The sequence below is a fragment of the Pectobacterium sp. F1-1 genome, from assembly GCF_025643735.1.
Taxonomy (GTDB): Bacteria; Pseudomonadota; Gammaproteobacteria; order Enterobacterales; family Enterobacteriaceae; genus Pectobacterium; species Pectobacterium colocasium.
In genome coordinates, this window is the sequence record NZ_CP104733.1 from 3,800,964 (window position 1) to 3,825,896 (window position 24,933).

17 protein-coding genes are annotated in these 24,933 nt (G+C 52.5%); 6 read left to right on the plus strand and 11 right to left on the minus strand.

Annotated features, from left to right (window positions below):
- Window positions 1-333 precede the first annotated feature (333 nt).
- The 6 genes from NAL19_RS17035 to NAL19_RS17060 form a co-directional block, all read right to left on the minus strand.
- Complete coding sequence (locus tag NAL19_RS17035) at window positions 334-1,479, minus strand: glycerate kinase (protein ID WP_263057959.1); 1,146 nt, start codon at window positions 1,477-1,479, stop codon at window positions 334-336.
- A gap of 177 nt (window positions 1,480-1,656) precedes the next feature.
- A complete protein-coding gene (gene garR / locus NAL19_RS17040; RefSeq protein WP_263059740.1) occupies window positions 1,657-2,571 on the minus strand; it encodes a 2-hydroxy-3-oxopropionate reductase in 915 nt (304 codons plus the stop codon).
- Window positions 2,572-2,794: 223 nt separating this feature from the next.
- On the minus strand, window positions 2,795-3,565 hold the full coding sequence (gene garL, locus NAL19_RS17045; RefSeq protein WP_225085629.1) for a 2-dehydro-3-deoxyglucarate aldolase: 771 nt from the start codon (window positions 3,563-3,565) through the stop codon (window positions 2,795-2,797).
- A 69-nt stretch (window positions 3,566-3,634) separates the two neighbouring features.
- Window positions 3,635-4,975 (minus strand): glucarate dehydratase, encoded by a 1,341-nt coding sequence (gudD, locus tag NAL19_RS17050; RefSeq protein WP_263057960.1) that lies wholly within the window; start codon window positions 4,973-4,975, stop codon window positions 3,635-3,637.
- 35 nt (window positions 4,976-5,010) lie between these two features.
- Window positions 5,011-6,363, minus strand: a complete 1,353-nt coding sequence (locus NAL19_RS17055; RefSeq protein ID WP_263057961.1) for a glucarate dehydratase family protein — start codon at window positions 6,361-6,363, stop codon at window positions 5,011-5,013.
- Window positions 6,364-6,972: 609 nt separating this feature from the next.
- On the minus strand, window positions 6,973-8,325 hold the full coding sequence (locus tag NAL19_RS17060; protein WP_225085632.1) for an MFS transporter: 1,353 nt from the start codon (window positions 8,323-8,325) through the stop codon (window positions 6,973-6,975).
- An 816-nt stretch (window positions 8,326-9,141) separates the two neighbouring features.
- Here NAL19_RS17060 and garD point away from each other — a divergent pair.
- The 4 genes from garD to NAL19_RS17080 all read left to right on the plus strand — a co-directional run bounded on the left by garD (window position 9,142) and on the right by NAL19_RS17080 (window position 14,161).
- Window positions 9,142-10,716 (plus strand): galactarate dehydratase, encoded by a 1,575-nt coding sequence (garD, locus tag NAL19_RS17065; protein ID WP_263057962.1) that lies wholly within the window; start codon window positions 9,142-9,144, stop codon window positions 10,714-10,716.
- 1,105 nt (window positions 10,717-11,821) lie between these two features.
- Window positions 11,822-13,357 carry a methyl-accepting chemotaxis protein gene (locus NAL19_RS17070; protein ID WP_263057963.1) on the plus strand — a complete coding sequence of 512 codons (1,536 nt, stop codon included), beginning with the start codon at window positions 11,822-11,824 and terminating at the stop codon, window positions 13,355-13,357.
- An 18-nt stretch (window positions 13,358-13,375) separates the two neighbouring features.
- Window positions 13,376-13,594: a FlxA-like family protein gene (locus NAL19_RS17075; RefSeq protein WP_263057964.1), complete on the plus strand. Its 219-nt coding sequence runs from the start codon at window positions 13,376-13,378 to the stop codon at window positions 13,592-13,594.
- Window positions 13,595-13,798: 204 nt separating this feature from the next.
- Window positions 13,799-14,161 carry a FlxA-like family protein gene (locus tag NAL19_RS17080; protein WP_225085636.1) on the plus strand — a complete coding sequence of 121 codons (363 nt, stop codon included), beginning with the start codon at window positions 13,799-13,801 and terminating at the stop codon, window positions 14,159-14,161.
- Window positions 14,162-14,253: 92 nt separating this feature from the next.
- Here NAL19_RS17080 and NAL19_RS17085 read toward each other — a convergent pair whose 3' ends face one another.
- From NAL19_RS17085 to NAL19_RS17105, 5 genes are all read right to left on the minus strand, one after another.
- Window positions 14,254-14,475: a DUF3820 family protein gene (locus tag NAL19_RS17085; protein WP_225085637.1), complete on the minus strand. Its 222-nt coding sequence runs from the start codon at window positions 14,473-14,475 to the stop codon at window positions 14,254-14,256.
- Window positions 14,476-14,478: 3 nt separating this feature from the next.
- Window positions 14,479-16,533: an NAD-dependent DNA ligase LigA gene (gene ligA, locus NAL19_RS17090; protein WP_263057965.1), complete on the minus strand. Its 2,055-nt coding sequence runs from the start codon at window positions 16,531-16,533 to the stop codon at window positions 14,479-14,481.
- 135 nt (window positions 16,534-16,668) lie between these two features.
- Entirely contained in the window at window positions 16,669-18,105 is a 1,437-nt protein-coding gene (hldE, locus tag NAL19_RS17095) for a bifunctional D-glycero-beta-D-manno-heptose-7-phosphate kinase/D-glycero-beta-D-manno-heptose 1-phosphate adenylyltransferase HldE (RefSeq protein WP_263057966.1), read from the minus strand.
- Window positions 18,106-18,233: 128 nt separating this feature from the next.
- The gene (gene glnE, locus NAL19_RS17100) at window positions 18,234-21,089 is read right to left on the minus strand and encodes a bifunctional [glutamate--ammonia ligase]-adenylyl-L-tyrosine phosphorylase/[glutamate--ammonia-ligase] adenylyltransferase (RefSeq protein ID WP_263057967.1); all 2,856 of its coding nucleotides are present in this window, start codon (window positions 21,087-21,089) and stop codon (window positions 18,234-18,236) included.
- Window positions 21,090-21,141: 52 nt separating this feature from the next.
- Window positions 21,142-22,479, minus strand: a complete 1,338-nt coding sequence (locus NAL19_RS17105; RefSeq protein ID WP_263057968.1) for an inorganic triphosphatase — start codon at window positions 22,477-22,479, stop codon at window positions 21,142-21,144.
- Between the two features lie 307 nt (window positions 22,480-22,786).
- Between NAL19_RS17105 and NAL19_RS17110 the strand changes: the two genes are divergently transcribed.
- Together NAL19_RS17110 and NAL19_RS17115 are read left to right on the plus strand one after the other, a co-directional pair.
- On the plus strand, window positions 22,787-23,407 hold the full coding sequence (locus NAL19_RS17110) for a TIGR04211 family SH3 domain-containing protein (RefSeq protein ID WP_225085642.1): 621 nt from the start codon (window positions 22,787-22,789) through the stop codon (window positions 23,405-23,407).
- Between the two features lie 234 nt (window positions 23,408-23,641).
- Window positions 23,642-24,886: a multifunctional CCA addition/repair protein gene (locus NAL19_RS17115; protein WP_263057969.1), complete on the plus strand. Its 1,245-nt coding sequence runs from the start codon at window positions 23,642-23,644 to the stop codon at window positions 24,884-24,886.
- Window positions 24,887-24,933: the final 47 nt, after the last annotated feature.

Genomic DNA, 24,933 nt, shown 5'->3' on the forward strand with positions numbered 1-24,933 from the left:
AGACAGTTTCGTGCGCTTTGCTGTTATCAGGCGTAAAAAATTATGCTGAGGAGATAGCGGGCTTCGGATGAGCCGCAGGACGCGGCGAAAGCTTGCGCCACGTCGGGAACGTGTCGCAAGCGGTCCGTTAAGCCAGATACCGACGAAGGCACCGCGTTAGCGGCATAATTTCCGCCGAAAGCCTGGGGTCACGGGGCGGCGGCGACTGAGCGCCCCGTGTCGGGCGCGTGCTGCGAAGTAGCATGAAATAGCCGTATTGTGGCGCACGAAACCGTACCTCAATCTGCATAGAAATGTGTATAAATACCAAACACCATCGCATCACGATAGCGCTCAGCGCGACACAGACTGCGCCAGTCGGATCGTGGCGGCGATATTACGTGCCGCCATCCTCACATTCTCTGCCGCATTATCCAGCGCTTCTTCTAGTGAGCAGATGTTGTAAAGCACACTGAATACCGCGTCCAGGCCATGTTCATGTACCACGCCGACGTCTGCCGTCAGGCTGCCTGCAATACCAATCACCGGTTTATTATACTGTTTGGCGACCCGCGCCACGCCAATCGGCACTTTACCGTGGATCGTCTGGCTGTCGATGCGGCCTTCCCCGGTAATCACCAGTGTGGCATCGCGTACCAGTTCATCCAGCCCCAACGCTTCCGTGACAATCTCGATTCCCTGACGCAGTTCAGCGCCGCAAAACGCCTGTAGCGCCGCGCCCATGCCGCCCGCCGCGCCCGCGCCGGGAACGTGTTCCACGTCCATATCCAGATCGTGGCGAATCACCGCCGCATAATGCTTCAGCGCATTATCCAACTGCTCAATCATCTCCGCCGTCGCTCCTTTCTGAGGGCCAAAAATCGCCGATGCACCCTGTTTCCCCGTCAGCGGGTTGGTCACATCGCAAGCCACTTCAAAACGACAGCCTTTAATACGTTCATCCAACTCGCTGATGTCAATGCGAGCGAGTTTGTCGAGCTCACCACCGCCAAAACCGATCTGCTCGCCCTGTTTATCCAGCAGCTTCGCGCCCAGCGCCTGCACCATGCCCGATCCGCCATCATTGGTTGCGCTTCCGCCAATCCCGATGATGCAGTGCCGGATGCCGTGATCTAATGCGCAGCGAATCAGTTCACCCGTGCCATAGCTGGTTGTCTTTAACGGATTACGCTGCTGCGAAGGGACTCGCTCCAGCCCGCTTGCCGCCGCCATCTCAATAAACGCCGTTTTTTCATCGCCAGACAGGCCAAAGAACGCGTCGATGCTATCGCCTAACGGCCCTGTCACGTTAACATTCACAATCTTGCCATTGGTCGCGGCGACCATCGCTTCAACTGTGCCTTCCCCACCATCTGCAACAGGTAATTTGACATAGCAGGCATCGGGAAATATTTCGCGAAATCCCTTTTCAATCTGCGTAGCAACATCTTGTGCAGACAGGCTTTCTTTATAAGAATCCGGTGCGATCACTATTTTCATAAACGATCCGATTTCATCAACGTTCCGATTGCATCAATAATCCGCGCGCTCATGAAACGGCGCTTATACCCGCCAGCTTTCAGGGCAGCAGGTCCTGAAATTTATTGGATAGATCAGAATGATTATCTGCCAGTCGGCTGGCATCCTGTGCCAGCCTCGTGACTATCGCTTCACGGCTTATCGCGTAACTTCCACTTTGGCCAGTTTCTCGTAGTAGCATGCCAACGCACTGTGGTCAGCCGATCCCAGATCGTCCGCTTTCAGCGCCTGCATCATTTCCATCACAGCCGCCGTTAACGGCAGCTGTGCGCCAACGCCGTGTGAGGTATCCAGCGCGTTCGCCAAATCTTTGATATGCAGGTCGATGCGGAAACCCGGCTTAAAGTTACGCTCCATCACCATCGGCGCTTTCGCATCCAACACGGTGCTGCCCGCCAACCCGCCGCGGATCGCCTGATACACCAGGTCTGGGTTAACCCCGGCTTTTGTTGCCAGTACCAGCGCTTCCGACATGGCGGCAATGTTTAGCGCCACAATCACCTGGTTCGCCAGTTTGGTCACGTTGCCCGCACCAATATCACCGGTATGAACCACGGAGCCCGCCATCGATTTCAGTACCTCAAAACAGCGGTCAAACTGGGCTTTGTCACCACCGACCATCACGGACAGCGTGCCATCGATCGCTTTCGGTTCACCGCCGCTGACCGGCGCATCCAGCATGGCGATCTCTTTCGCCGCCAGTGCGGTAGCAATTTCACGGCTGGCAAGCGGTGCGATTGAACTCATATCCACCACAATGCTTCCGGCACGCGCGCCGTCGATGACGCCGTTTTCACCCAGCACCACGTCTTTCACGTGCGGTGAATTAGGCAGCATGGTGATGATAACGTCGCACTGCTCCGCAACCTGTTTCGGCGTCGCAGCCGCCGTAGCGCCTGCCGCAACGACTTCCGCGACGGCATCCAGATTTCGATCCATCACGACTAATGAGTAACCTGCTTTCAGCAGATTTTTACTCATCGGTTTTCCCATGATGCCCAGTCCAATAAAACCAATTTTCATCGCCCTAACCTCATTGTCTGATGTAGATATCACTTCAATTCACGATGAACCCACTTCATAGCGGATTCGATTCGCCGCGGAATGACTGAATTTGCTGACAAAATACACCGAGCAATGGTAATGGGTAGATCGTAAAGACACTGCAAGTACGTCCCTGTAAGCTCGAGCCGCGCCATCCCTGGCGCGGACGCTTTACTCTTCTATCCCATTACCATCGTTCTCGTTCCGTAAATAGGTTTGTCAACGGTCTGAATTACTTCTTGTACTTGTCGCTCAGCGCCTGTGTCGCGCTGCGGAACACACCCAGATCGCTACCAACCGCGACAAAGCTTGCGCCCCATTCCAGATAGCGACGAGCATCGGCTTCAACCGGTGCCAAAATGCCACAGGGTTTGTTATGCGCCGCGGCACGATCAAAGATGTGGCGAATCGCTTTCTGCACGTCAGGATGGTTAGGCTGACCGAGATAGCCCAGCGCCGCAGACAGGTCGCTCGGGCCAACAAACACGCCATCTACGCCATCGACCGCGATAATCGCATCCAGATTGTCGAGGCCGTCCTGACTTTCGATTTGCACCACGACAGTAATGTTGTCGTTAATCTTGGCGAAATAGTCCGGTTCCGTACCATAAGAGTTGCTACGGTGCGCCACGGAAACACCGCGGATACCCGCTGGCGGATAGCGGGTTGACGCCACTGCACGAGCAGCTTCTTCCGCCGTTTCCACAAAGGGAATCAGGAAGTTATTGAACCCAATATCCAACAAGCGTTTGATAACGATCGGCTCATTGCACGGCGGACGAACGACAGGCGCGCTGTGGCTGCCTTTCAGCGCCATCAGTTGAGGAATAAACGTCACGATATCGTTAGGCGCATGCTCGCCATCCAGCACCAGCCAGTCGAATCCCGCCAGTCCCAGCACTTCAGTGGAAATCGGGTTGCCCAACGCACACCAGCAGCCAATCAACGTTTTGCCCTGCTGCAAATCTTGGCGAAAACGGTTAGGTAACAGCGGAGTCTTCATTTTTTATCCTCGGTCATTCCAGCGCCGCCTGCCTGAAGCGGCGCGCTCAAAAAACGGAAAATCAGAACGTTAGCGAACCAGACACGGACGTTTATTATCAAACGTCCACTCAGGAATAAGGTACTGCATTCCAATGGCGTCGTTACGTGCGCCTAATCCCATGTTTTTATACAGTTCGTGTGCTTTCATCACCTGATCAATATCCAGTTCGATGCCCAGACCCGGTTTCTTCGGCACTTCCACCATACCGCCAACAATCTGCAACGGTTCTTTCGTCAGACGCTGGTTGCCTTCCTGCCAGATCCAGTGCGTATCAATCGCCGTAATCTTGCCCGGTGCCGCAGCGGCGACCTGGGTAAACATGGCCAGTGAAATATCAAAATGGTTATTGGAGTGAGAACCCCAGGTTAAGCCCCATTCGTGGCACATTTGCGCGACACGTACAGACCCTTGCATTGTCCAGAAGTGCGGATCGGCCAGCGGGATATCGACCGATTGCAGTGAAATGGTGTGCCCCATCTGCCGCCAGTCAGTGGCGATCATGTTGGTTGCCGTCGGCAACCCCGTCGCACGGCGGAACTCAGCCATGACTTCACGGCCGGAGAAACCTTGTTCCGCGCCGCACGGATCTTCCGCATAGGCCAGCACGCCGCGCAACTGTTTGCCCAGACCGATGGCTTCATCCAGCGACCAGGCTCCGTTCGGATCTAGCGTGATGCGCGCCTGCGGGAAGCGTTTCGCCAGCGCGGTAACCGCTTCGGCCTCTTCGCTACCGGCCAGTACGCCGCCTTTCAGTTTGAAATCGTTGAAGCCGTATTTTTCATACGCCGCCTCAGCCAGACGTACGATGGTTTCTGGCGTCAGCGCTTCTTCGTGACGCAGACGGTACCAGTCGCATTTCTCGTTAACCTGGCTCTGGTAAGGCAAGTCGGTTTTATTGCGATCGCCGATGTAGAACAGATAACCCAGCATCTCAACGGCATCACGCTGTTGGCCGTCACCCAGCAGCGAGGCCACGCTGACATTGAGGAACTGCCCCAGCAGATCGAGCATCGCGGCTTCTATCCCCGTGACGACATGGATAGTGGTACGCAGATCGAACGTCTGTAAACCGCGCCCGGAGGAATCACGGTCGGCAAACTGCTCACGCACCGCCGTCATCACATTCTTGTACTCACCCAGCGTTTTGCCCACGACCAGCACAGCGGCGTCTTCCAGCGTCTGGCGGATTTTCTCACCGCCGGGGATTTCACCGACACCGGTATGCCCGGCGTTATCTTTCAGAATCACAATGTTGCGAGTGAAATAAGGTGCATGTGCGCCGCTCAGGTTGAGCAGCATACTGTCGTGACCTGCAACCGGAATAACCTGCATGTGGGTAATAACCGGCGTTGAATTTTGCAATGTCATTTTCTTATCCTTTCTCTCTCATTTTTTATGTCGGGTTAGCGGCCAAAAACCGGGCGTTTGCGGTCAAATTTCCAACCAGGAATCAGATACTGCATGGCGACGGCATCGTTGCGTGCCCCGCTCGGTAATTTTTTGTACAGTTCGTGGGCTTTCATCACCTGTGCCATATCCAGCTCAATCCCCAGACCTGGGCGATCCGGCACCTTAATTTTGCCGTTGACGATTTGCAGCGGCTCTTTGGTCAGGTGCTGCCCTTCCTGCCAGATCCAGTGCGTATCAATCGCCGTCGGGTTACCCGGTGCCGCCGCCCCCACGTGCGTGAACATCGCCAGCGAAACATCAAAGTGGTTATTGGAATGGCAGCCCCACGTCAGCCCCCACTCATCACACAGTTGGGCGACGCGCACCGCACCGTGCATCGTCCAGAAATGCGGATCGGCCAGCGGAATATCGACCGCCTGTAGCATCACGGCATGGTTCATTTCGCGCCAGTTGGTGGCTATCATGTTGGTCGCGACTGGCAACCCAGTGGCACGACGGAATTCCGCCATCACTTCGCGACCGGAGAAACCTTGTTCAGCACCGCAAGGGTCTTCCGCATAGGTCAGAATCCCCTTCATGTCTTTGCACAACGCGATCGCTTCATCCAACAGCCAGGCCCCGTTTGGATCGACGGTAATGCGGGCATCCGGGAAACGTTTCTTCAGCGCCTTCACGGCATCGATTTCCTGCTCGCCGGGCAATACGCCGCCTTTGAGTTTGAAATCTTTAAATCCATAGCGGTCAGTGGTGGCTTCGGCCAAACGCACAATCGCCTCGCTGTCCATCGCCTGCTGGTGACGCAGGTGATACCACTCGTGCTTGCCTTTCTCACCGGATACTTTCTCACCGGATAAGTAAGGTAAATCCGTCTTCGTGCGATCGCCTATATAGAACAGATAACCGAGCACGGTGACTTCATCACGCTGTTTCCCCGGTCCCAGCAGCTCGGCAACGGGGACACCCATAAATTGTCCCAGCAGATCGAGCAGCGCCGCTTCGAGCGCCGCGACCGCATTCACTCGCAGCTCAAACGTCCAGGCGCCTTTGCCGAAGGAATCAAAATCAGAAGACTGGTTGCCGACATGAATGTCATGAACCAGACGGTTCATGCGGGCGATTTTTTCGCCTTTCACGCGGGGAATCGCCTCAACCAGCGTGTTGTAAATGACTTCACCGCCGGGCGCTTCGCCCACACCGGTATGCCCGGCGCTGTCGGTTAAAATGACGAGGTTACGCGTAAAATAAGCACCATGTGCGCCGCCGATGTTCAGCAACATGCTGTCATAGCCCGCGACGGGGATAACTTTCATGTCGGTAATTACAGGGGTCGCTGAAAAGTTTGTCATTACAGACTCCCGTCACGAGTGGCGCGCACAGGGTTTACGCTTAGATTTCCGATGTTTGCCAAAACGCAGGAGCACGTTGCGGCCGATGAAAATAATTCAGCCATACAGAAATAAAAAGCAGATGGTGCACCAGTAGATAATTTCATGTTGTTTTCCTACTCTTTAGCGCAACCTGGTTTTTACTCTGAGTTGAAATGAACAATGCTTGTAGGGCTTGTAAGATTGTCAGAATAAAAACAGGTTATTACTGTCCCGATACCGGAATAAACCAGTTAAGAAGGCGGTCTGATAATCCGCACCGCCTTACCAACCTCAGGAAAAAGTATAAGTTTTCTTATTTCACAACTCATTGGGCAATAGCACAGCATTCCCTGCCGAAATGCAGATTAAATATGTCATTATCACAGGGCAATGGGAGGTGTTTCACGAAAACCGGGGAAAGCGAATTTCCGCCTTACAGCCCACAAAATACATGGTACAGCGGTCAGATTTCAGGAATGAAAAACGCCCTATTTTTCATAAGAAAAATGGGAAAAAGTATAATAGCAAAACACCGCGCTACCATCCTGATAGCGCGGTGTTTTATGTTACTGCCCGAATTCGGATGCGTTATTTAACAAACGGCTTCAATTCGATACGTTTAATATTTTGCACAATAAACAGATAGCTGATGATAGCAAAGGCAGCATGAATACCGACATAAACTAAGCCGCCATTAAAAGAGCCAGTCATCCCTACGATATACCCGATAGCAATCGGGGTTACGATGCCAGAGATATTGCCAAACATGTTAAACAAGCCACCACTCAGGCCACTGATCTCTTTTGGCGCAGTATCCGCCATGACCGCCCAGCCCAGCGCACCAATACCTTTACCGAAGAACGCTAACGCCATTACAGCAATCACCACCCACTCTGTCGAGACATAGTTACAAATAACCATCGACATAGAGAGCAACATACCAAGAACAATCGGCGTTTTACGCGCAAAGGTCAGAGAGTTAGTTCGGCGCATTAAATAATCGGAAATCACGCCTCCCAAGACTCCCCCCACAAAACCGCAGATTGCAGGGACAGAAGCGACAAAGCCTGCTTTCAGAATTGACATACCCCTAGCCTGAACCAGATACACAGGAAACCAGGTGATAAAGAAGTAAGTCAGTGCGTTAATACAGTATTGGCCCAGATAAATACCGATCATCATACGAGAAGTCAGCAGTTGCTTAATTTGGAACCATTTCTCTGCTGATGGAACTTTCGCTTTATTCGATGCCACGTCCATATTAATCAACGCGCCACCCGCTTCGATATAGTCCAATTCAGCCTGATTAACCCCAGGATGATCTTTGGGATCGTGGATGACTTTCAACCAGATGAAACTGAGGATGATCCCCAATCCGCCCATGAACCAGAATACGTGCGACCAACCAACAGCGTGCACCAGCCACCCCATGATAGGAGCAAAAATTACCGTCGCAAAATATTGTGCGGAGTTAAAGATCGCTACCGCAGTACCACGCTCCTGCGCCGGGAACCAGGCTGCAACGATACGGCTGTTGCCAGGGAAAGAAGGCGATTCACAAATCCCCACCATAAAGCGCAATAAGAACAGTGCAATGACAATAGATGCCGTGGTAGGAAAGAGATCGACGAACCCTTGCAGCAACGTGAAGAGTGACCAGGTAAAAATACTCCAGAAGTAGACACGTTTTGAACCAAAGCGATCAAGTAGCCAACCACCAGGGATTTGGCCGATAACATAAGCCCAGGAAAACGCGGAGAAGATATACCCCATACCGACGGCATCCAGGCCAATATCTTTTGACATGGCAGAGCCCGCTATCGAGATAGTGGCGCGGTCGCCATAGTTAAATGACGTGACGATAAACAACATCACGACAATCCAGTAGCGGGCGTTTGTTCTCTTTTGTATCGCGCCAGCTGCTGAGCTTACTGTATTCATGATGAACTCCTGCTTCAATCGCGGTTCGCTCATTCATTCCGAATAACAGATAACGTGTAGGGTTATCAGAATGAAGATCAGTGGATATCCCCGTCATACTTCAAGTTACATGTGTGTTGGCTGCGTTACTCGGTCCACTTACGTGGACCTCGCCCCGCTGGGGCCGCTGCAAGCAGCGTTCAAATCTGCCTCTGGCAGATTTGTCAGTCACCCGAATCACTTACCTAAGTAAGTTCATCGGGATGAAATGAGAGACATCCTGTCTCTCACCGAAGGCCAGCCGTTGGCTGGTCAAATTCGTTCCCGACGAATTTGTCCTTCTCTTGCCGCCTACCTGAAACTCGAATTATTTAGGGTATAGTTAAATTCCCATTTTTAATTTTTTTTTGCGAATAGCCAGGCTATATAGCTTCAGAGTAATTAGCTGACATCTTCAACTCGCCAGATCATTATAATTTTTACCTACTGACCGCTCACTAGATAAAAGCCCAACATTAAAAATGTCCTTTTGAATATGTTGGTGCACTTGCCCTATATAGTGCGAGGTATTTCACGAAAAATGCCGCTATTCTCTTTTTACATTCCTACACATTATTTTCATTTCCTCCGTAAAAACCACACGCCAGCAGAATGTGATCAAACTCACCAAAAACTGGGTCTTCGCCTGATAAATCAGGAACAAAAAGCCCGGACTTAGGTCAATTGCATAATGTACGAGAAGAGAACCTCACGTATACTCGTTAGCGAGCAATGAAGTAATAGCGTGGTAATCACTACCACGGCGTTTCTGCCAAACCAATAATAAAGGCTTGCATCATGTCAGATAAATCAGAAAGTAATGCTGCACAAGAGCAGCCACTTTATATTAAGGTCCACGATTCTGATAATGTTGCCATTGTTGTTAATAATAATGGCTTACGTGTCGGAACCCGTTTTAATGATAATCTGGAATTAATTGAACATGTTCCGCAGGGCCACAAAGTTGCCCTTGTTGATATCGCCAAATCAGGCGCAATTATCCGCTATGGAGAAATTATCGGGTATGCGCTACGCGATATTCCTAAAGGAAGCTGGATTGATGAATCTTTAGTCGAGCTGCCTCAGGCTCCCGCGCTGGACACCCTGCCACTGGCGACGAAAGTCCCCCCCTCTCTTCCTTCGCTGGAAGGCTACACCTTTGAGGGCTACCGCAATGCCGATGGCAGCGTAGGCACGAAAAATCTGCTGGGCATTAGCACCAGTGTGCACTGCGTCGCCGGCGTGGTGGACTACGTCGTCAAAATTATCGAGCGCGATTTACTGCCTAACTATCCCAATGTGGATGGCGTGGTGGCACTCAACCACCTCTACGGCTGTGGCGTGGCAATCAATGCGCCTGCGGCGGTCGTTCCTATTCGCACCATTCACAACCTGGCGCTAAACCCGAATTTTGGCGGTGAAATTCTGGTTGTCGGCCTGGGTTGTGAAAAATTACAGCCGGAGCGCCTGCTCGAAGGGACATCAGACGTACAGGCTATCTCGCTTGATGACAGTAGTATTGTCCGTTTGCAGGATGAACACCACGTGGGTTTCCGCTCGATAGTGGATGACATCCTGACGATGGCAGACAAACACCTGCAACGGCTAAACAAACGTCAGCGTGAAACCTGTCCGGCCTCAGAATTGGTTGTCGGCATGCAGTGTGGCGGCAGCGATGCTTTCTCTGGCGTCACCGCTAACCCAGCCGTCGGTTTTGCATCCGATCTGCTGGTTCGCTGCGGCGCAACCGTTATGTTCTCCGAAGTGACTGAAGTCCGCGACGCCATTCATCTGTTAACGCCGCGTGCCATCAATGAAGAAGTCGGTAAACGTCTGCTGGAAGAAATGGCCTGGTACGATAATTACCTCGACAGCGGCCAGACCGATCGTAGCGCCAACCCCTCACCAGGCAATAAAAAAGGAGGTCTGGCGAACGTGGTGGAAAAAGCGCTCGGTTCCATCGCCAAATCTGGCACCAGCGCTATTGTCGAAGTTCTGTCACCCGGTCAACGCCCAACCAAACGTGGGCTGATTTACGCCGCAACGCCCGCCAGTGACTTCGTGTGTGGCACGCAGCAGCTTGCTTCCGGTATCACCGTGCAGGTCTTCACTACCGGCCGCGGTACGCCCTATGGCCTGCCCGCGGTGCCCGTCATCAAAATGGCAACCCGCACTGCATTGGCAAACCGCTGGCACGATCTGATGGATATTGATGCTGGTACGATTGCTACCGGAGAAGCCACAATCGAAGACGTGGGCTGGCAGCTTTTTCACTTAATTCTAGACATCGCCAGCGGCAAGAAAAAAACCTGGTCCGATCAATGGGGGCTGCATAACGCCCTAGCCGTTTTCAATCCGGCACCGGTAACCTGATTATCGTTCTCTGCAGGCCAGATCCATTATCTGGCCTGCGGATGGCATTATTTGATCTACAATAAATTCAGCATCAATAAAAATGAAAGAAAAGCGGTAATTAAAAGAATAAACCTCAGCAAGGCAACATTTAATTTCATTAACGCAAAGAAAAAATAAAAAAAACTTAACAAATGATTCTTCTTAGCGTCAACTTGATTGATTAAAAAACTTCTTTAAGAATAATCCCTATTTATCCCTACGCTTATTTTTAATCATTTTTTTACCGATTATTTATTGCCAATAAAATGAATCAATTGACAGGTAATCCTCCTCATCATAAATTTACGCGTGCTGAAAAAGCGTGCTAACACTGATGAAATATTTGTTACAAAAATATATATCCTAAATAATTCGAGTTTCAGGACAAACGTTAACGTTTGAACAACGCAAAGCGTTGGCTCGCTAAATAACTTCGCACATTGATGCTTCACTTCTCATCGTGCGAGGCCAGTGCTGACGGGATGCCGTCTTCAGCGAGTGTAGCGCTATTATGCAAAGCTATTTAGGGCAAGGCTTATTTATAAGCCTTGTAACGCGGCAAGCGAAGGACAAATTCGTCGGGAACGAATTTGACCAGCCAACGGCTGGCCTTCGGTGAGAGACAGGATGTCTCTCATTTCATCCCGATGAGCTTACTCAGGTAAGTGATTCGGGTGACTGACAAATCTGCCAGAGGCAGATTTGAACGCTGCTTGCAGCGGCCCCAGCGGGGCGAGGTCCACGTAAGTGGACCGAGTAACGCAGCCAACGCACATGCAACTTGAAGTATGGCGGATACAGTTACAAAAACTCCATCACGCACAATATAGGGTCAATAGCCCGCTCATAAATAATGCTTAGCATTATTTTATATAAATGAGTGAGCGCCCAAAAAATTTCAGTATACCCATTTGAATAACTTGAATATTTACACAGCAATATGCCTGACAGATTTCACGGGATGTACCACGCGGCAGCGACACAGCGTATCAGCCTCTGTAATAATCAGAACAACTGAAACGAGAAAAGCGGTCAGTATGGCTGAACCTGGGAACTGAGCGGGATACGTACGCCGGGGTTTCTCATGAGAGTGAATACACCTGTTACACAGCAGGAGTATCTGTTAGACATGGACACCATATTGATGTCCACGACAAATATTCACAGCCACATTACTTATGCCAACTCTGCCTTCATTAAGGTTAGCGGTTTTTCTGAAGAGCAGCTCATCAACCAGCCACACAATATTGTGCGTCATCCAGACATGCCCGTTGAAGCCTATGCCGACATGTGGTTTACGTTAAAACAAGGCGATAGCTGGACAGGATTAGTTAAAAACCGTCGCAATAACGGCGACCACTATTGGGTTCGCGCCAACGTTACGCCGGTCTACCAGCAGGAGCATCTCGCGGGCTATATCTCGGTACGTAACACGCCCAGCGCCGAGGAGATCAAATCTGCCGAAGCGCTGTATAGCGCCGTGCAGAAAAAACAGGCGGGTAGCCGTAAGTTTTACAAAGGGCTGGTGGTTCGCACCGGACTCTTTGCGCCGCTGTCGCTGCTGCAGAAATTGTCAGTCCGCTGGCGCTTACGCATCACGGTACTGACGGCGGGACTCATTCCCACGCTGCTTGCTTTCAGCGGCATGAATCCACTGTGGCTGCTGGCGCTCGCGCTGTCACTCATTGTCATCATGGATCAGTTTCTGCAAAAGCAAATTGCACAACCAATCAGGACGATACTGAAACAGGCTCAGCATGTGGTATCAGGCCGTAAAGTAAAGCATATCCATCTGAATCGGGTAGACGAAATCGGCTTGCTGCTGCGTTCCGTTAACCAGTTTGGCCTGAATTTACACTCGCTGGTTGATGACGTCAGCACCCAGGTAAACGGTATTACCAACGTCAGCCATAAGCTGGCGGAAAACAATATCGACCTGAATACGCGGACAGAAGAAACATCGGCAAATCTGCAACAAACCGCTGCCGCCATTGAAGAAATTACCGTTGCCGTGCAGCAAAGTGCAGAAACCGCGGCACAGGCCACCACCATGGCAGAAACCGCCAGTAGTACCGCACTTAAAGGTGGCAATATCATGAAGGAAACCATCGGTATGATGGATTCCATTTCCAGCGCCAGCGATAAGATCGTTGATATCATTGGCGTGATAGACAGTATTGCCTTCCAGACTAACATCCTTGCGCTGAATGCGGCGGTTGAAGCGGCACGTGCTGGCGTACAGGGACGAGGGTTTGCCGTGGTGGCCGCCGAAGTTCGCAATTTAGCACAGCATTCCGCCTCTGCGGCCAAAGAGATTAAAGCGCTCATCGACGCTAACGTTGAAAGTGTGAAACAGGGCAGCACAATGGTCGAAAACGCGGGCAAACATATTAGCGACATCGTTGATGAAGTCTTGCAGGTCTCCACCATGATCAAAGAGATCAGCAACGCAACACATGAGCAAACCTCGGCATTGGGCCTGATCAATACCTCCATTGCGCAGATAGAACAAATGACACAGCGCAATACCGATATGGTTACGCACTCTACAGAAGCCGCGGAAGGGTTAAACCTTCAGGCCAGGCGACTGAACAGCGCAATTAACGTGTACGGCAGTTAACGGACATTCTCTCTTCAATTGGGCACGTCGGCCGAAAAAGCGCAAAGCGAAGCCAAGCGTAAACTCATCAAGCAGCAGCAGCAGATGATCCAGGCGCAAATTCAGGCGCTCTATGCCGAAATTGCCCGTATCCAAAAAGAAGAAGCAGAAAAGAAAGCGGCCGAGGCTGCGTCAAAAACGACATCACAACAAACTGAAAATAAAGACAAAAAAGGCGGTATTGATATCTACGTCTGACCGGAATATCTGACGCATTCCCTTCTTTATTTCTCTCCCTTTCCTGATTGATACATTTTGTTACATGAGCTATCAGGAAAGTGAGTATTTCATGTTTCATTGCCAACAATATCCCCTTCGAGAAAGTGCTTAAATTGCCGATATAACGGCTTGTACCCCAAATAATTCGGGTATATCGGCATCTTTTCATTTTCAGGAGGGAAAATGTCAAACACCATCAGCAGTATCAGCGTAACGACAACAACAGCAAGCAGCAGTAAAAGCAGCAACACCTCAGAGCAGCAGATTGCGCAGCTAACCAAGCAGGTTCAGGCGCTTACCAAACAGGTGAGTAAATTGACCGAGTCAGCTTCCAGCGCAGAAAGCGATGATGAACGTAAACTGATCGAACAGCAACAGCAGGCCATTCAAGCACAGATCCAGGCGTTACAGGCACAAATTGCCCGCTTGCAGAGTGAAAAATCAGAACAGCAGTCTGACACCTCTTCCTCTGCTTCGGCTCAATATGCTAAAGAAGAAGGCGTTAATCGCCCGACAGCAGACAACCAGATTAATATCTACGTCTAGTCTGCATTAGGGATGGGTAGTCGATAAACGTAAAAGGTCGCTTGATTGAAGCGACCTTTTTTTCGTCAGACGTTACCGCAGAAAATGGACAGTCAGGATTGGGGTCGCTTTAGCGGTGTTACCAACCCTTGCAGACCCTCTATCTTGATTGCCAGCGTCATTTGCATCAGTTCCCCTAAACGACCGTTAGGAAATTCATCCTTGCGGGAGAACCACAGCAGGTACTCTTCAGGCAAATCAATCAGCACTCGCCCTTTGTATTTACCAAAGGGCATCTGCATCCTGGCAATGTCTATCAGGTCTTCTTTTTCCACCGCTTACTCCCCCAATAGTCGAATCATTTCCGCCTCGTCGATCACCGGGATCCCTAACTCCTGCGCTTTTGCCAGCTTAGATCCTGCGGCTTCACCCGCGATCACCATATCGGTTTTCTTCGAGACGCTGCCACTTACCTTTGCTCCTAACGCCGTTAGCCGATCTTTGGCTTCGTCACGGGACAAAATGCTCAACGATCCGGTCAATACCACCGTTTTCCCCGCAAATGGGCTGTCGATCTCTTCGACTTTAACGACCAGAACCTCAGGCCAGTGAATGTTGATGCCCGCAGGATCGGTCAGTTCACGAATAACGGTTTGGTTATGCTCTTCCTCAAGGAAATGGCGTACATGTGCGGCAACGACTTTACCGACATCCGGCACCGCCAGCAGTGCTTCTTCATCGGCAGCAAAAAGTGCTTCCAGAGAACCAAAATGGGCAGCCAGGTTGGCAGCGGTTGATTCGCCAACGTCACGAATCCCCAATGCATACAGGAAGCGCGCCAGCGTCGTGCTTTTCGCCTTTTCCAACGCATTGACCAGATTCATCGCAGACTTCGGCCCCATGCGATCCAGACCCGTCATGATCCCTGCGCTTAGGCGAAACAGATCGGCTGGCGTCTTGACGTACTCTTTTTCCACTAACTGATCGATGATCTTATCGCCCATGCCTTCCACATCCAACGCACGGCGAGAAACAAAATGCTTCAGCGCCTCTTTGCGCTGGGCGCCACAGATCAACCCACCGGTACAGCGCGTAACGGCCTCCCCTTCTACGCGTTCCACATCAGATCCACACACGGGACAGGCCGCAGGGAAAACGATCGGTTGTACCGTTTCTGGCCGTTCAGATTCCACGATGCCGACGATCTGTGGGATCACATCCCCCGCTCGACGCACAATCACGCGATCGCCAATCTGCAAACCTAGCCGCTCAATTTCATCCGCATTGTGCAGTGTGGCATTGCTGACGATGACCCCAGCCACGGCGACCGGTTCCAGACGCGCGACTGGCGTAATCGCCCCTGTACGCCCAACCTGAAACTCCACATCACGTACCCAGGTCAGCTGTTCCTGCGCCGGGAATTTAAAGGCTACTGCCCAGCGAGGCGCGCGGGCAACGAACCCTAGCCGCTCTTGCAGTTCCAGAGAGTCAACTTTGACAACGACGCCGTCGATATCAAAGCCTAGCGAACTACGGGTTTGTTCGACCTGACGATAAAAATCGAGCACCTCGGCTGGACCGGTACAGAGCTTGATGTTGTCACTCACCGGCAATCCCCACGCTTTGAACTGCATCAGCCGTTCCCAGTGGCTGGCAGGCAATTCGCCGCCTTCCAGCAGGCCGACGCCATAGCAGAAGAAGGTCAGCGGACGTTTAGCCGTAATACGTGGGTCGAGCTGGCGTAGCGATCCGGCAGCAGCATTACGCGGGTTGGCAAAGACTTTACTTCCCGTTCGGCGGGCTTCTTCGTTCAGCTTTTCAAAACCGCGGTGTTTCATAAACACTTCACCGCGCACTTCGACACGGCGCGGAATATTGTCACCGTCAAGGCGCAACGGAATCGCCGCCACGGTACGAATGTTACTGGTGATATTTTCCCCTGTCGTGCCATCCCCGCGCGTGGCTGCCTGCACCAGAACGCCGTCTTCATACAGCAGGCTGACCGCTAAACCATCCAGCTTTAGCTCACAGCAAAATGTCAGATCGTCACCGTTTTTCAGCCTGTCGCCAATTCGCTTGCTGAAGGCCAGATAGCTCTCTTCATCAAATACGTTATCCAGCGATAACATCGGCACTTCATGGCGAACCTGTTCAAATGCCGCCAGCGGCGCTGCCCCCACTCGCTGCGTGGGAGAATCGCTGGTTACCAGCTCGGGGTGATCCGCCTCTAACGCTTTCAGTTCCTGCATGAGTTTGTCATATTCAACATCAGGAATTTCGGGCGCATCTTCAACGTGATATTTGTATTCGTGATGGCGTAAGACCCGGCGCAACTCCGCTACCCGCAGTGCGACCACATTCACTTCGGCTGGTTCTTTCTTCACTGGTTTCATACCTGTTTTATCTGACGTGTCGCCCTGTCGGCGTTATGATTGTTATGATTCTCGCCCGTGATGTGTCAGAGCGAGAATCATTAGCTTGCGGTCTGAACAGCATCGGAACAGTGCGAACGCCGTCAGTTTTATTTTTTAAGATTGAGACGTGTTAGCTTTAATCGTGTTGATGATGTTCGTCGTCGAGCAGCCGTCCTCAAAGTTCAGGACTTTCACTTCACCGCCGTTGGCCCAGACTTCTTCACTACCGGCGATTTCATGTGGCTGGTAATCTCCGCCTTTCACCAGAATGTCCGGCAGAATGCTGGCAATCAGGCGCTGCGGCGTATCTTCTTCAAACGGCACAACCCAATCAACGGCTTCCAACGCACCCAGCACGATCATCCGCTGCGGCAGTGGGTTGACGGGGCGAGTCGGCCCCTTCAGGCGTTTGGTTGAGGCATCGCTGTTGACTGCAACAATTAACCGGTCGCCTAGTTTGCGAGCATTTGCCAGATAAGACACATGCCCAGCATGCAGAATATCGAAGCAACCGTTGGTCATCACAATCTTCTCGCCCCGCTGGCGCGCCAGTTCAACCGCCTGTTTCAGCTGTTCTTCTGTCATCACGCCAAACCCGGTGTCGGCACGGCCACGGATCGCATTTTCCAGCTCAATCGGGGTAACCGTTGACGTACCCAGCTTGCCAACGACGACGCCTGCGGCGGCATTCGCCAGAAAACAGGCTTCTTCCAGTGGATTACCTGCCGCCAGCGCAGCAGCCAGCACGCCAATGACGGTATCGCCTGCACCAGTCACGTCATACACTTCCTGCGCCTGCGTTGGCAAATGCAGCGGTGCTTTGCCCGGCTGTAGCAGCGTCATCCCTTGCTCAGAACGGGTAATCAGCAACGCGGACAGATCATAATCGGCAACCAGTTGCATACCACGCTCAACCAGCTCTTCTTCCGTTTTGCAACGCCCTGCGACTGCTTCAAACTCAGACAGGTTCGGCGTCAGCAATGTCGCGCCACGGTAGCGGGAAAAATCCGTGCCTTTCGGGTCGATCAGCACCGGAACACCAGCGTCTTTTGCCGTCTGAATCATGGTTTGCACATGCGCTAATGCGCCTTTTGCATAGTCAGACAGCACCAGTGCGCCAATTTTTGGCAGTGCCAGTTGAATACGCTCAATGATCGGCTGAGGATCAATGCCTTCAAAGCCTTCCTCAAAATCCAGCCGAATCAACTGCTGATTACGCGACAGCACACGCAATTTGGTAATCGTCGGATGTGTAGGAACCGAGACAAAGTCGCACTTCACATTCACTTCACCAAGCTTGGCATTCAGTGCGCGTGCAGCATCATCAATACCCGTTAACCCCACCAGCCGCGACCCCGCGCCCAGCGCTGCGATATTCATCGCGACGTTCGCCGCGCCACCGGGACGCTCTTCGATCGTATCCACCTTGACCACAGGTACGGGTGCCTCTGGTGAAATTCGGCTGGTCGGCCCGTACCAGTAACGATCCAGCATGACATCACCCACCACTAACACACCCGCTTGACGGAAATCAGGCAGCGTCACTTTCATCCTCTACTCCAGGCTTATTTCGCATAATGCGCGTAATAATATCATAGGCACGATAATTACACGTCACCGCCGCGTCACCGGACGCGGCATTTATCACATAACCCGTTGTCTAGATAGACGGAGGGAACTTACTCTCCTACCAGCCACTTATTCCAACTCACCAGCACCTGCTCTCTTTCCGCCACAAACCGATCCTTACTGACCCGCCCGGACAGTTCCTGCAAGGCCAGATGGTGTAACTCATTGCGCATGGTGACGTAGGCCAGCTTGAGCGCATTGGCTTCGCTCTCTTCCATCACGCCATACTGCGCCATCAGTTCCAGAATGCGCACGTTGTCTGACCAGCGGGTCAAACGCGGTTCCTGAGCGGCATAACGCAGTACCAGATACTGGGCAATAAATTCAATATCCGTAATGCCGCCCGCATCCGTTTTGATATCAAAGAGCGCTTTATCTTTGTTCGCCAGATGCTGACGCATTTTTTCCCGCATTTCGCGCACTTCAGTCCGCAGGGTATTCGCATCACGCTCTGCGCACAGAATACCGCGGCGAATAGACTCAAAGGTCTGCTGCACGCCGCTTTCGCCGTACACCATGCGCGCACGCACCAAAGCCTGATGCTCCCACGTCCACGCTTCATTACGCTGATACTCATCAAATGCTTCTACTGTACTCACCAGCATGCCCGCCGCGCCCGATGGCCGCAGACGAGCATCCACTTCATACAAAATGCCTGATGACGTCCGGGTGCTAAACAGGTGCATCACACGCTGTGCGAGACGCAGGTAGAACTGGCGACCATCAATACTGCGTTCGCCATCCGTCATCACGTCTGATGGACAATCCAGCAAGAACACCAGATCGAGATCGGAGCTATACCCCAGTTCCCAGCCGCCGAGCTTGCCATAGGCAATCACGGCAAACCCACGACCTTCACGATGCTGTAAATGGGACGGCTGACCGTAGCGCGCCACCATCTGTCCCCACGCCTGCTGAACCACTGCCGCAATAATCGCTTCTGCCAGGTACGTTAAGTGATCGCTCACTTTCATCACCGGCAGGACGCCGCCGATATCACCTGCGGCAATACGCAACTGCTGCGACTGCTTGAACTGGCGAACCGCTTCCAACTGCTGTTCTTCATCATCTTCAGGGACACGCATCAAATACTGGCGTAGCTCATCGGCATACGCGCCCGGTGCCGTCGGCTGATACAGTGTGGACGCATCGAGTAATTCATCCAGCAGAAGGGGGTAGCGCGCCAGTTGGCTGGCCACCATCGGCGAAGCCGCACACAGGCGAATCAACTGACCGAGCGCAGCACGGGATTCCAACAACAGTTCGAGATAAGTGGTACGGGTAACGATCCCCAGCAGCAGCGGCGTTAATCGAGACAGCACCGTATCCGCCTCCTGACGGGCGCAGACCTCCGCCAGTAAGCACGGCATAAGCTGATCCAGCACGTCCCGACCGCGCGGCCCGATTGTGCGTTTCGCCACATCGTTGCGGAACGCCACAATCGTCTTCATCAGCTTCTCACGCACGGTTTCCGTAAGATGTGGCGTCAACGGGGCCAGTTCACCGTCATCCAACGTATCCTGCCACAGACTGCTATAGCTGCTATGTTCGGGGATATCATTATTGTCTGGCGCATCATCGCCAATCAGATCATCAAATACGTGGCGCACCGCCTGCATATGCTGCGACAGCATGGATTGCAGTGTGGCCCAGCTGTCGCACCCCATTCCCCACGCTAGCCTCTGCTGGTTCAGTTCATCACCCGGCAGGGTTTGGGTCTGCTCATCGGCAATGGCCTGCAACAGGTTCTCCAGACGGCGCAGAAACAGGTAAGCGTTACTGAGAGCAAGCACCTGTTGCGGCGTTAATAGTCCCAGCGCTCCCACATGCTGGAGCGTCGGCAGCAGCGAACGCCCCTGCAATCCCGGCTCACGGCCGCCGCGAATCAGTTGGAAAACCTGCGTAATAAATTCGATTTCACGAATCCCGCCGGCACCCAGTTTGATGTTGTTGCGCAGATCCCGACGACGAACCTCGCGGGCAATCATGCTCTTCATATTTCGCAGCGACTGGATCACGCTGAAATCAATATAGCGACGGAAGACGAAGGGCTTCAGCGTACTGCGCAGTTCCTGACTGTAAGCATCGTCCATTCCGCCCATCAGGCGCGCTTTGACCATCGCATAGCGTTCCCAGTCGCGGCCTTGCTCCTGATAATAATCCTCCATGGCCGCAAAGCTGAGCACCAACGGTCCGCTGTCGCCAAAAGGGCGTAGCCGCATATCCACGCGGTAAACAAAACCATCGACGGTAGGCTGATCCAGCACCTTAATGAGCCGCTGCCCCAGACGCGTGAAGAACTGTGCGTTATCCAGTTCGCGCCGTCCGCCTTGTGTATGACCATTTTCGGGATAGACGAAGATCAGATCGATATCTGAAGAGAAATTCAGCTCTCCCCCGCCTAGTTTCCCCATACCCAGAATCAGCAGAGGCTGCGCCACGCCCTGCGCATTGCACGGCGTCCCCCATTCACGGCAACAGGCCTGATATAGCCAGCTTCTTGCCGCCACAATCACCACCTCGGCCAGTTCGCTCAACTGACGCAGCGTGTGTTCCGTGGTACTGGTTTGCAGCGCCTGCGACCACGCAATTCGCGTCAGCATATGGCGGCGAAACCGACGCAATGCCGCCATTAACGCATTTTCATCGTTAACATCGGCCAGGGCGCGACTTAACCAGTCGGCGTAATGCTGCCACTCTTCAGGCTGCGGCGGTTGCTGATGAATTCCTTGCCACCAGTCAGGATGTAGCGAAAGCGCATCGTTGACAAAATCGCTCAATGCCAAAACAGCAGTGTCGCTGTCCGTTATCGGTTCATCAGGTGCGGCTTCCCGCAAACGCGAGAGCGCACGCTGAGATTGTTCCGTCAGAAGCACAGGTAAAGCAGGCAAAGGAAGTATCGGCATGGGGGTTCCCTTGATGCGCCGCCTATCTTCACTGACAAGCGGCAGTTAACGGTTACTGTGACTGTCCGCCGCTATGTAGCCAGAACGGAGACAAGGCCAGCGCCTCTTTACGGTAGGCTTCCAGATACACGGAAGGCGCCTTCCCGGCAGCAAGTCTCTCAATTTCCTGGAGTAAGGTCCGCCAGTGTTCTATGTAGGCTTCCACCTGTTCCGCCGGATACGCACCGGACAAGAGAAGAAAAGCGCAGAGACTACGTTGCAGACGAGGGATTTGCTGTTCGTACTGCGTTTCCGTCAATTTAGAAGCAAAAGCGCTTTTCAGCTCGGCAGTGCTACGGCTTAGCATAATGTCAGCAAAGCGTTTGAACGATCCCTGTAGCTTAATGCGATCTTTATTATCCATATGGTCCCGCCAGCCAGACTCGACCAGCCAAGAAGTCAGTACCAACTTACTTTGCAGGTAGTCAGTGCTGTAACAGACGTCTGCGCCACTGGCGCTTTGTAACCGGGACTCCAAAGTAGCGAGAGCCGAGCGAAAAAGCGTGGTGACTTTGCGTAGCACGACGCCGCCTACCAGTACCAACATTTCGCGCATCAACGCGCTGGCTTCAGGCAGCGCTTCGCGGGCAGAAGGGTTCCCTCTGACCCACAGTTCTTCGTGGTATTGCCAGTGGCTCAACCCCAGTTCCAGCGCCGCACGGATAGCCTGATCGATAGTGGTTTTTGGATCGACAACTAATCTATTGAGAGGAAGATACTCGCGAACCGGGTTACCTTTTGCCAGATGGTATCCGCGCGCGGCCTTACTGAGGCTGCCCTGCCGCATACCACCAAACTCTGCGATTTCCTTTGCCAGTTCCAGCAGGTGGGTAGTCTGACCAATCTTAAGTTCCATCTCCAATTCACACAGCGGTTCACTCAGATCCCCGGCACGAATTTCACCACGATCTAACGCCACTTCAATCACGCTTTGATAGTAAGTAAACACCCACTTTTCACGCGTAAACTCCGTGCTAAACAGCGGGTTGAGCGATGACTGCAACGCCTCAACATCGCACTCTTCCGGCCAGACTTCCGCTGGAAACAGGCTGAGATCCAGCTCAGCTTTATCCAGTTCAACGTTATATTCAGGATGTTGATGCAGCCCGCCAATGACCTTACCGGCTGTCTTCGCCGTCATTTCATAGCGTTCATTCTCGCCACGAATACGCAGACCGATGCCGTTGCGTCGCAGATAGTTGTCCGCCGTCTCATAATAAGTATTGCTCAGACGCTGAGCACGCATGTGCTCATACTGGCTATAATCACTTTCCCATTCAGCCAGTTGCGTCAACAGCGATTCAACGCTGTCTGGATGAACAATAAACTTCAGTTCAATTTCTTCACTCATAGCATTCACAACACCAAAACCGCGTTCATTATCCTGTCAGTAAATAACATTTTACTTCGCCTTACTACCCTTACCGTACACACTCTTTTTCACCTGCGAACAAGCGCGCATTTCTTATGCAAACCTGTCACCAGTACGCTATTTTCCGCGCTTAAACACCGTCTAAGAACCTGTTCCAGCAGGTGTGATTGATGTGAAATAGCCCTAATGGCTAGGTTCTAAGACTGTTCTCATTTCGGTTTATACGTTGCCTCGTCAGACTTAAGCCTCTACTATCAGACCACCATTAACGCAACATGATGATCTTATGCAGAAATTAGGCTTACTCTGTTTTACTTTATTTTCTCTCACGCTGAGTTGGACCACACAGGCGGAAGAAAAACGCTATATTTCCGATGAGTTATTGACGTATGTCCACAGTGGCCCGGGCAATCAATATCGTATCGTCGGCACACTGAATGCGGGTGCAGAGGTCACGCTACTCAGCGTTAATGAAAACGCGGGCTATGCACAGATTCGTGATGACAAAAACCGCACTACCTGGATCCCGCTCGACCAGTTGAGCAATACGCCGAGCCTGCGCACGCGGGTGCCCGAACTGGAGAATCAGGTCAAAGACCTGACGGACAAACTGAATAATATCGATCAGACCTGGAACCAGCGCACCGCAGATATGCAGCAGAAAGTCGCGGGCAGCGATAGTGTTATCAACGGATTACGTCAGGAAAATCAGGATCTGAAAAATCAGCTTATCGTGGCGCAAAAGAAAGTCAGCGCGGCGAATGTCCAGCTTGATGATAAGCAACGCACCATCATTTTACAGTGGTTTATGTACGGCGGCGGCGTGGCGGGCATCGGCCTGCTGCTGGGTCTGCTGTTGCCACACATCATCCCGCGCAAAAAGAAAAATGACCGCTGGATGAACTAATCGAAATAAGTGCCTGCTTCTTGCATAATGCCGATCGTTTAAGAATCGAGATACCGGGGGCTACCACCGTGCGAGGTATCCCTGCGGGAACCTCATCACCGTGTTTCCCCCTAAATCCACGCTTAAGTGAACAGTATTACTGCTTCTTGCAGGCATTTTTCTTTGCAGCCTACGCGGCGGCGCAAAGATGGTAGTATGTGGTGAAGTATTGGTTATTGATTCAGGAGCCCGACGTTGAAGATTTACCTTGTCGGCGGCGCTGTTCGGGACAGCCTGCTGGGTTTACCCGTCACCGAGAAAGATTGGGTGGTGGTCGGCGCGACGCCGGAGAATCTGCTAGAGCAGGGTTACCAGCAGGTTGGAAAGGATTTCCCCGTTTTCTTACACCCCGTTAGCCGCGATGAATACGCACTCGCACGTACCGAGCGAAAATCCGACAAAGGCTATACCGGTTTTGTCTGCCATGCCGCGCCTGATGTCACGCTAGAGCAGGATTTGCTTCGCCGCGATTTGACCATCAATGCCATTGCCCGCACTGAGCATGGCGATCTCATCGACCCTTATCATGGTCGTCGCGATCTTGAGAATCGCGTACTGCGCCACGTATCCGACGCGTTCAGCGAAGATCCGTTACGAGTGCTGCGCGTTGCCCGTTTTGCCGCGCGTTTTGCTCATCTCGGCTTCCAGATTGCAGAAGAAACCATGGCGCTGATGCAAAAAATGGCGTATGAGGGCGAACTGGCTTACCTAACGCCAGAGCGGGTCTGGAAAGAGACGGAAAAAGCGCTTGGCACGTCATCGCCCGATGTCTATTTTCAGGTGCTGCGTGACTGCGGCGCGCTGGCCGTACTGTTTCCAGAGATCGATAATCTGTACGGTGTGCCCGCCCCTGCCAAGTGGCACCCGGAAATCGATACCGGCATTCATACCATGATGACGGTGGCGATGGCCGCACGCCTCAGCCCTGAGATTGACGTACGCTTTGCCACGCTGTGCCACGATTTAGGGAAAGGGTTGACGCCTCCCGAACTGTGGCCACGGCATCACGGCCATGGCCCGGCGGGTGTCAAACTGGTTGAAGCACTGTGTCAGCGCCTGCGCGTGCCTAACCCAATTCGCGATTTAGCGAAACTGGTTGCGGAATATCATGACCTGATTCATACCGTGCAGGTGCTACAACCCAAAACGCTGCTGAAGTTATTTGATGCCATTGATGTCTGGCGCAAACCACAGCGTCTGGAGCAGTTAGGGCTCACTAGCGAAGCCGATGCCAGAGGGCGGGCGGGTTTTGAAGATACGCCTTATCCACAAGGCGACTATCTGCGTGAAGCCTTCCGCGTTGCCAGTCAGGTCAGCAGTACGGCCGTCGTCGCTGACGGTTTTAAAGGCATTGACGTGCGCAATGAGCTAACACGTCGCCGCACTCAGGCATTGGCAGACTGGAAAGCCCAGCAGCCGGATGCCTCAGCCCCATCCTGAAACAAAGAGGCCACGCTAATGCGTGGCCTCTTCTCTCTCACGGTCTA

Excerpts from the sequence above, each read along its gene's own strand:
- NAL19_RS17070 (WP_263057963.1), top strand. The coding sequence starts at position 11,822 with ATGAGAGTGAATACACCTGTTACACAGCAGGAGTATCTGTTAGACATG.
- gudD (WP_263057960.1), bottom strand. The coding sequence starts at position 4,975 with ATGACATTGCAAAATTCAACGCCGGTTATTACCCACATGCAGGTTATT.
- NAL19_RS17060 (WP_225085632.1), bottom strand. The coding sequence starts at position 8,325 with ATGAATACAGTAAGCTCAGCAGCTGGCGCGATACAAAAGAGAACAAAC.
- NAL19_RS17110 (WP_225085642.1), top strand. The coding sequence starts at position 22,787 with ATGCAGAAATTAGGCTTACTCTGTTTTACTTTATTTTCTCTCACGCTG.
- ligA (WP_263057965.1), bottom strand. The coding sequence starts at position 16,533 with ATGAAACCAGTGAAGAAAGAACCAGCCGAAGTGAATGTGGTCGCACTG.
- hldE (WP_263057966.1), bottom strand. The coding sequence starts at position 18,105 with ATGAAAGTGACGCTGCCTGATTTCCGTCAAGCGGGTGTGTTAGTGGTG.
- garD (WP_263057962.1), top strand. The coding sequence starts at position 9,142 with ATGTCAGATAAATCAGAAAGTAATGCTGCACAAGAGCAGCCACTTTAT.
- glnE (WP_263057967.1), bottom strand. The coding sequence starts at position 21,089 with ATGCCGATACTTCCTTTGCCTGCTTTACCTGTGCTTCTGACGGAACAA.
- NAL19_RS17105 (WP_263057968.1), bottom strand. The coding sequence starts at position 22,479 with ATGAGTGAAGAAATTGAACTGAAGTTTATTGTTCATCCAGACAGCGTT.
- garL (WP_225085629.1), bottom strand. The coding sequence starts at position 3,565 with ATGAAGACTCCGCTGTTACCTAACCGTTTTCGCCAAGATTTGCAGCAG.
- NAL19_RS17055 (WP_263057961.1), bottom strand. The coding sequence starts at position 6,363 with ATGACAAACTTTTCAGCGACCCCTGTAATTACCGACATGAAAGTTATC.
- NAL19_RS17080 (WP_225085636.1), top strand. The coding sequence starts at position 13,799 with ATGTCAAACACCATCAGCAGTATCAGCGTAACGACAACAACAGCAAGC.
- NAL19_RS17035 (WP_263057959.1), bottom strand. The coding sequence starts at position 1,479 with ATGAAAATAGTGATCGCACCGGATTCTTATAAAGAAAGCCTGTCTGCA.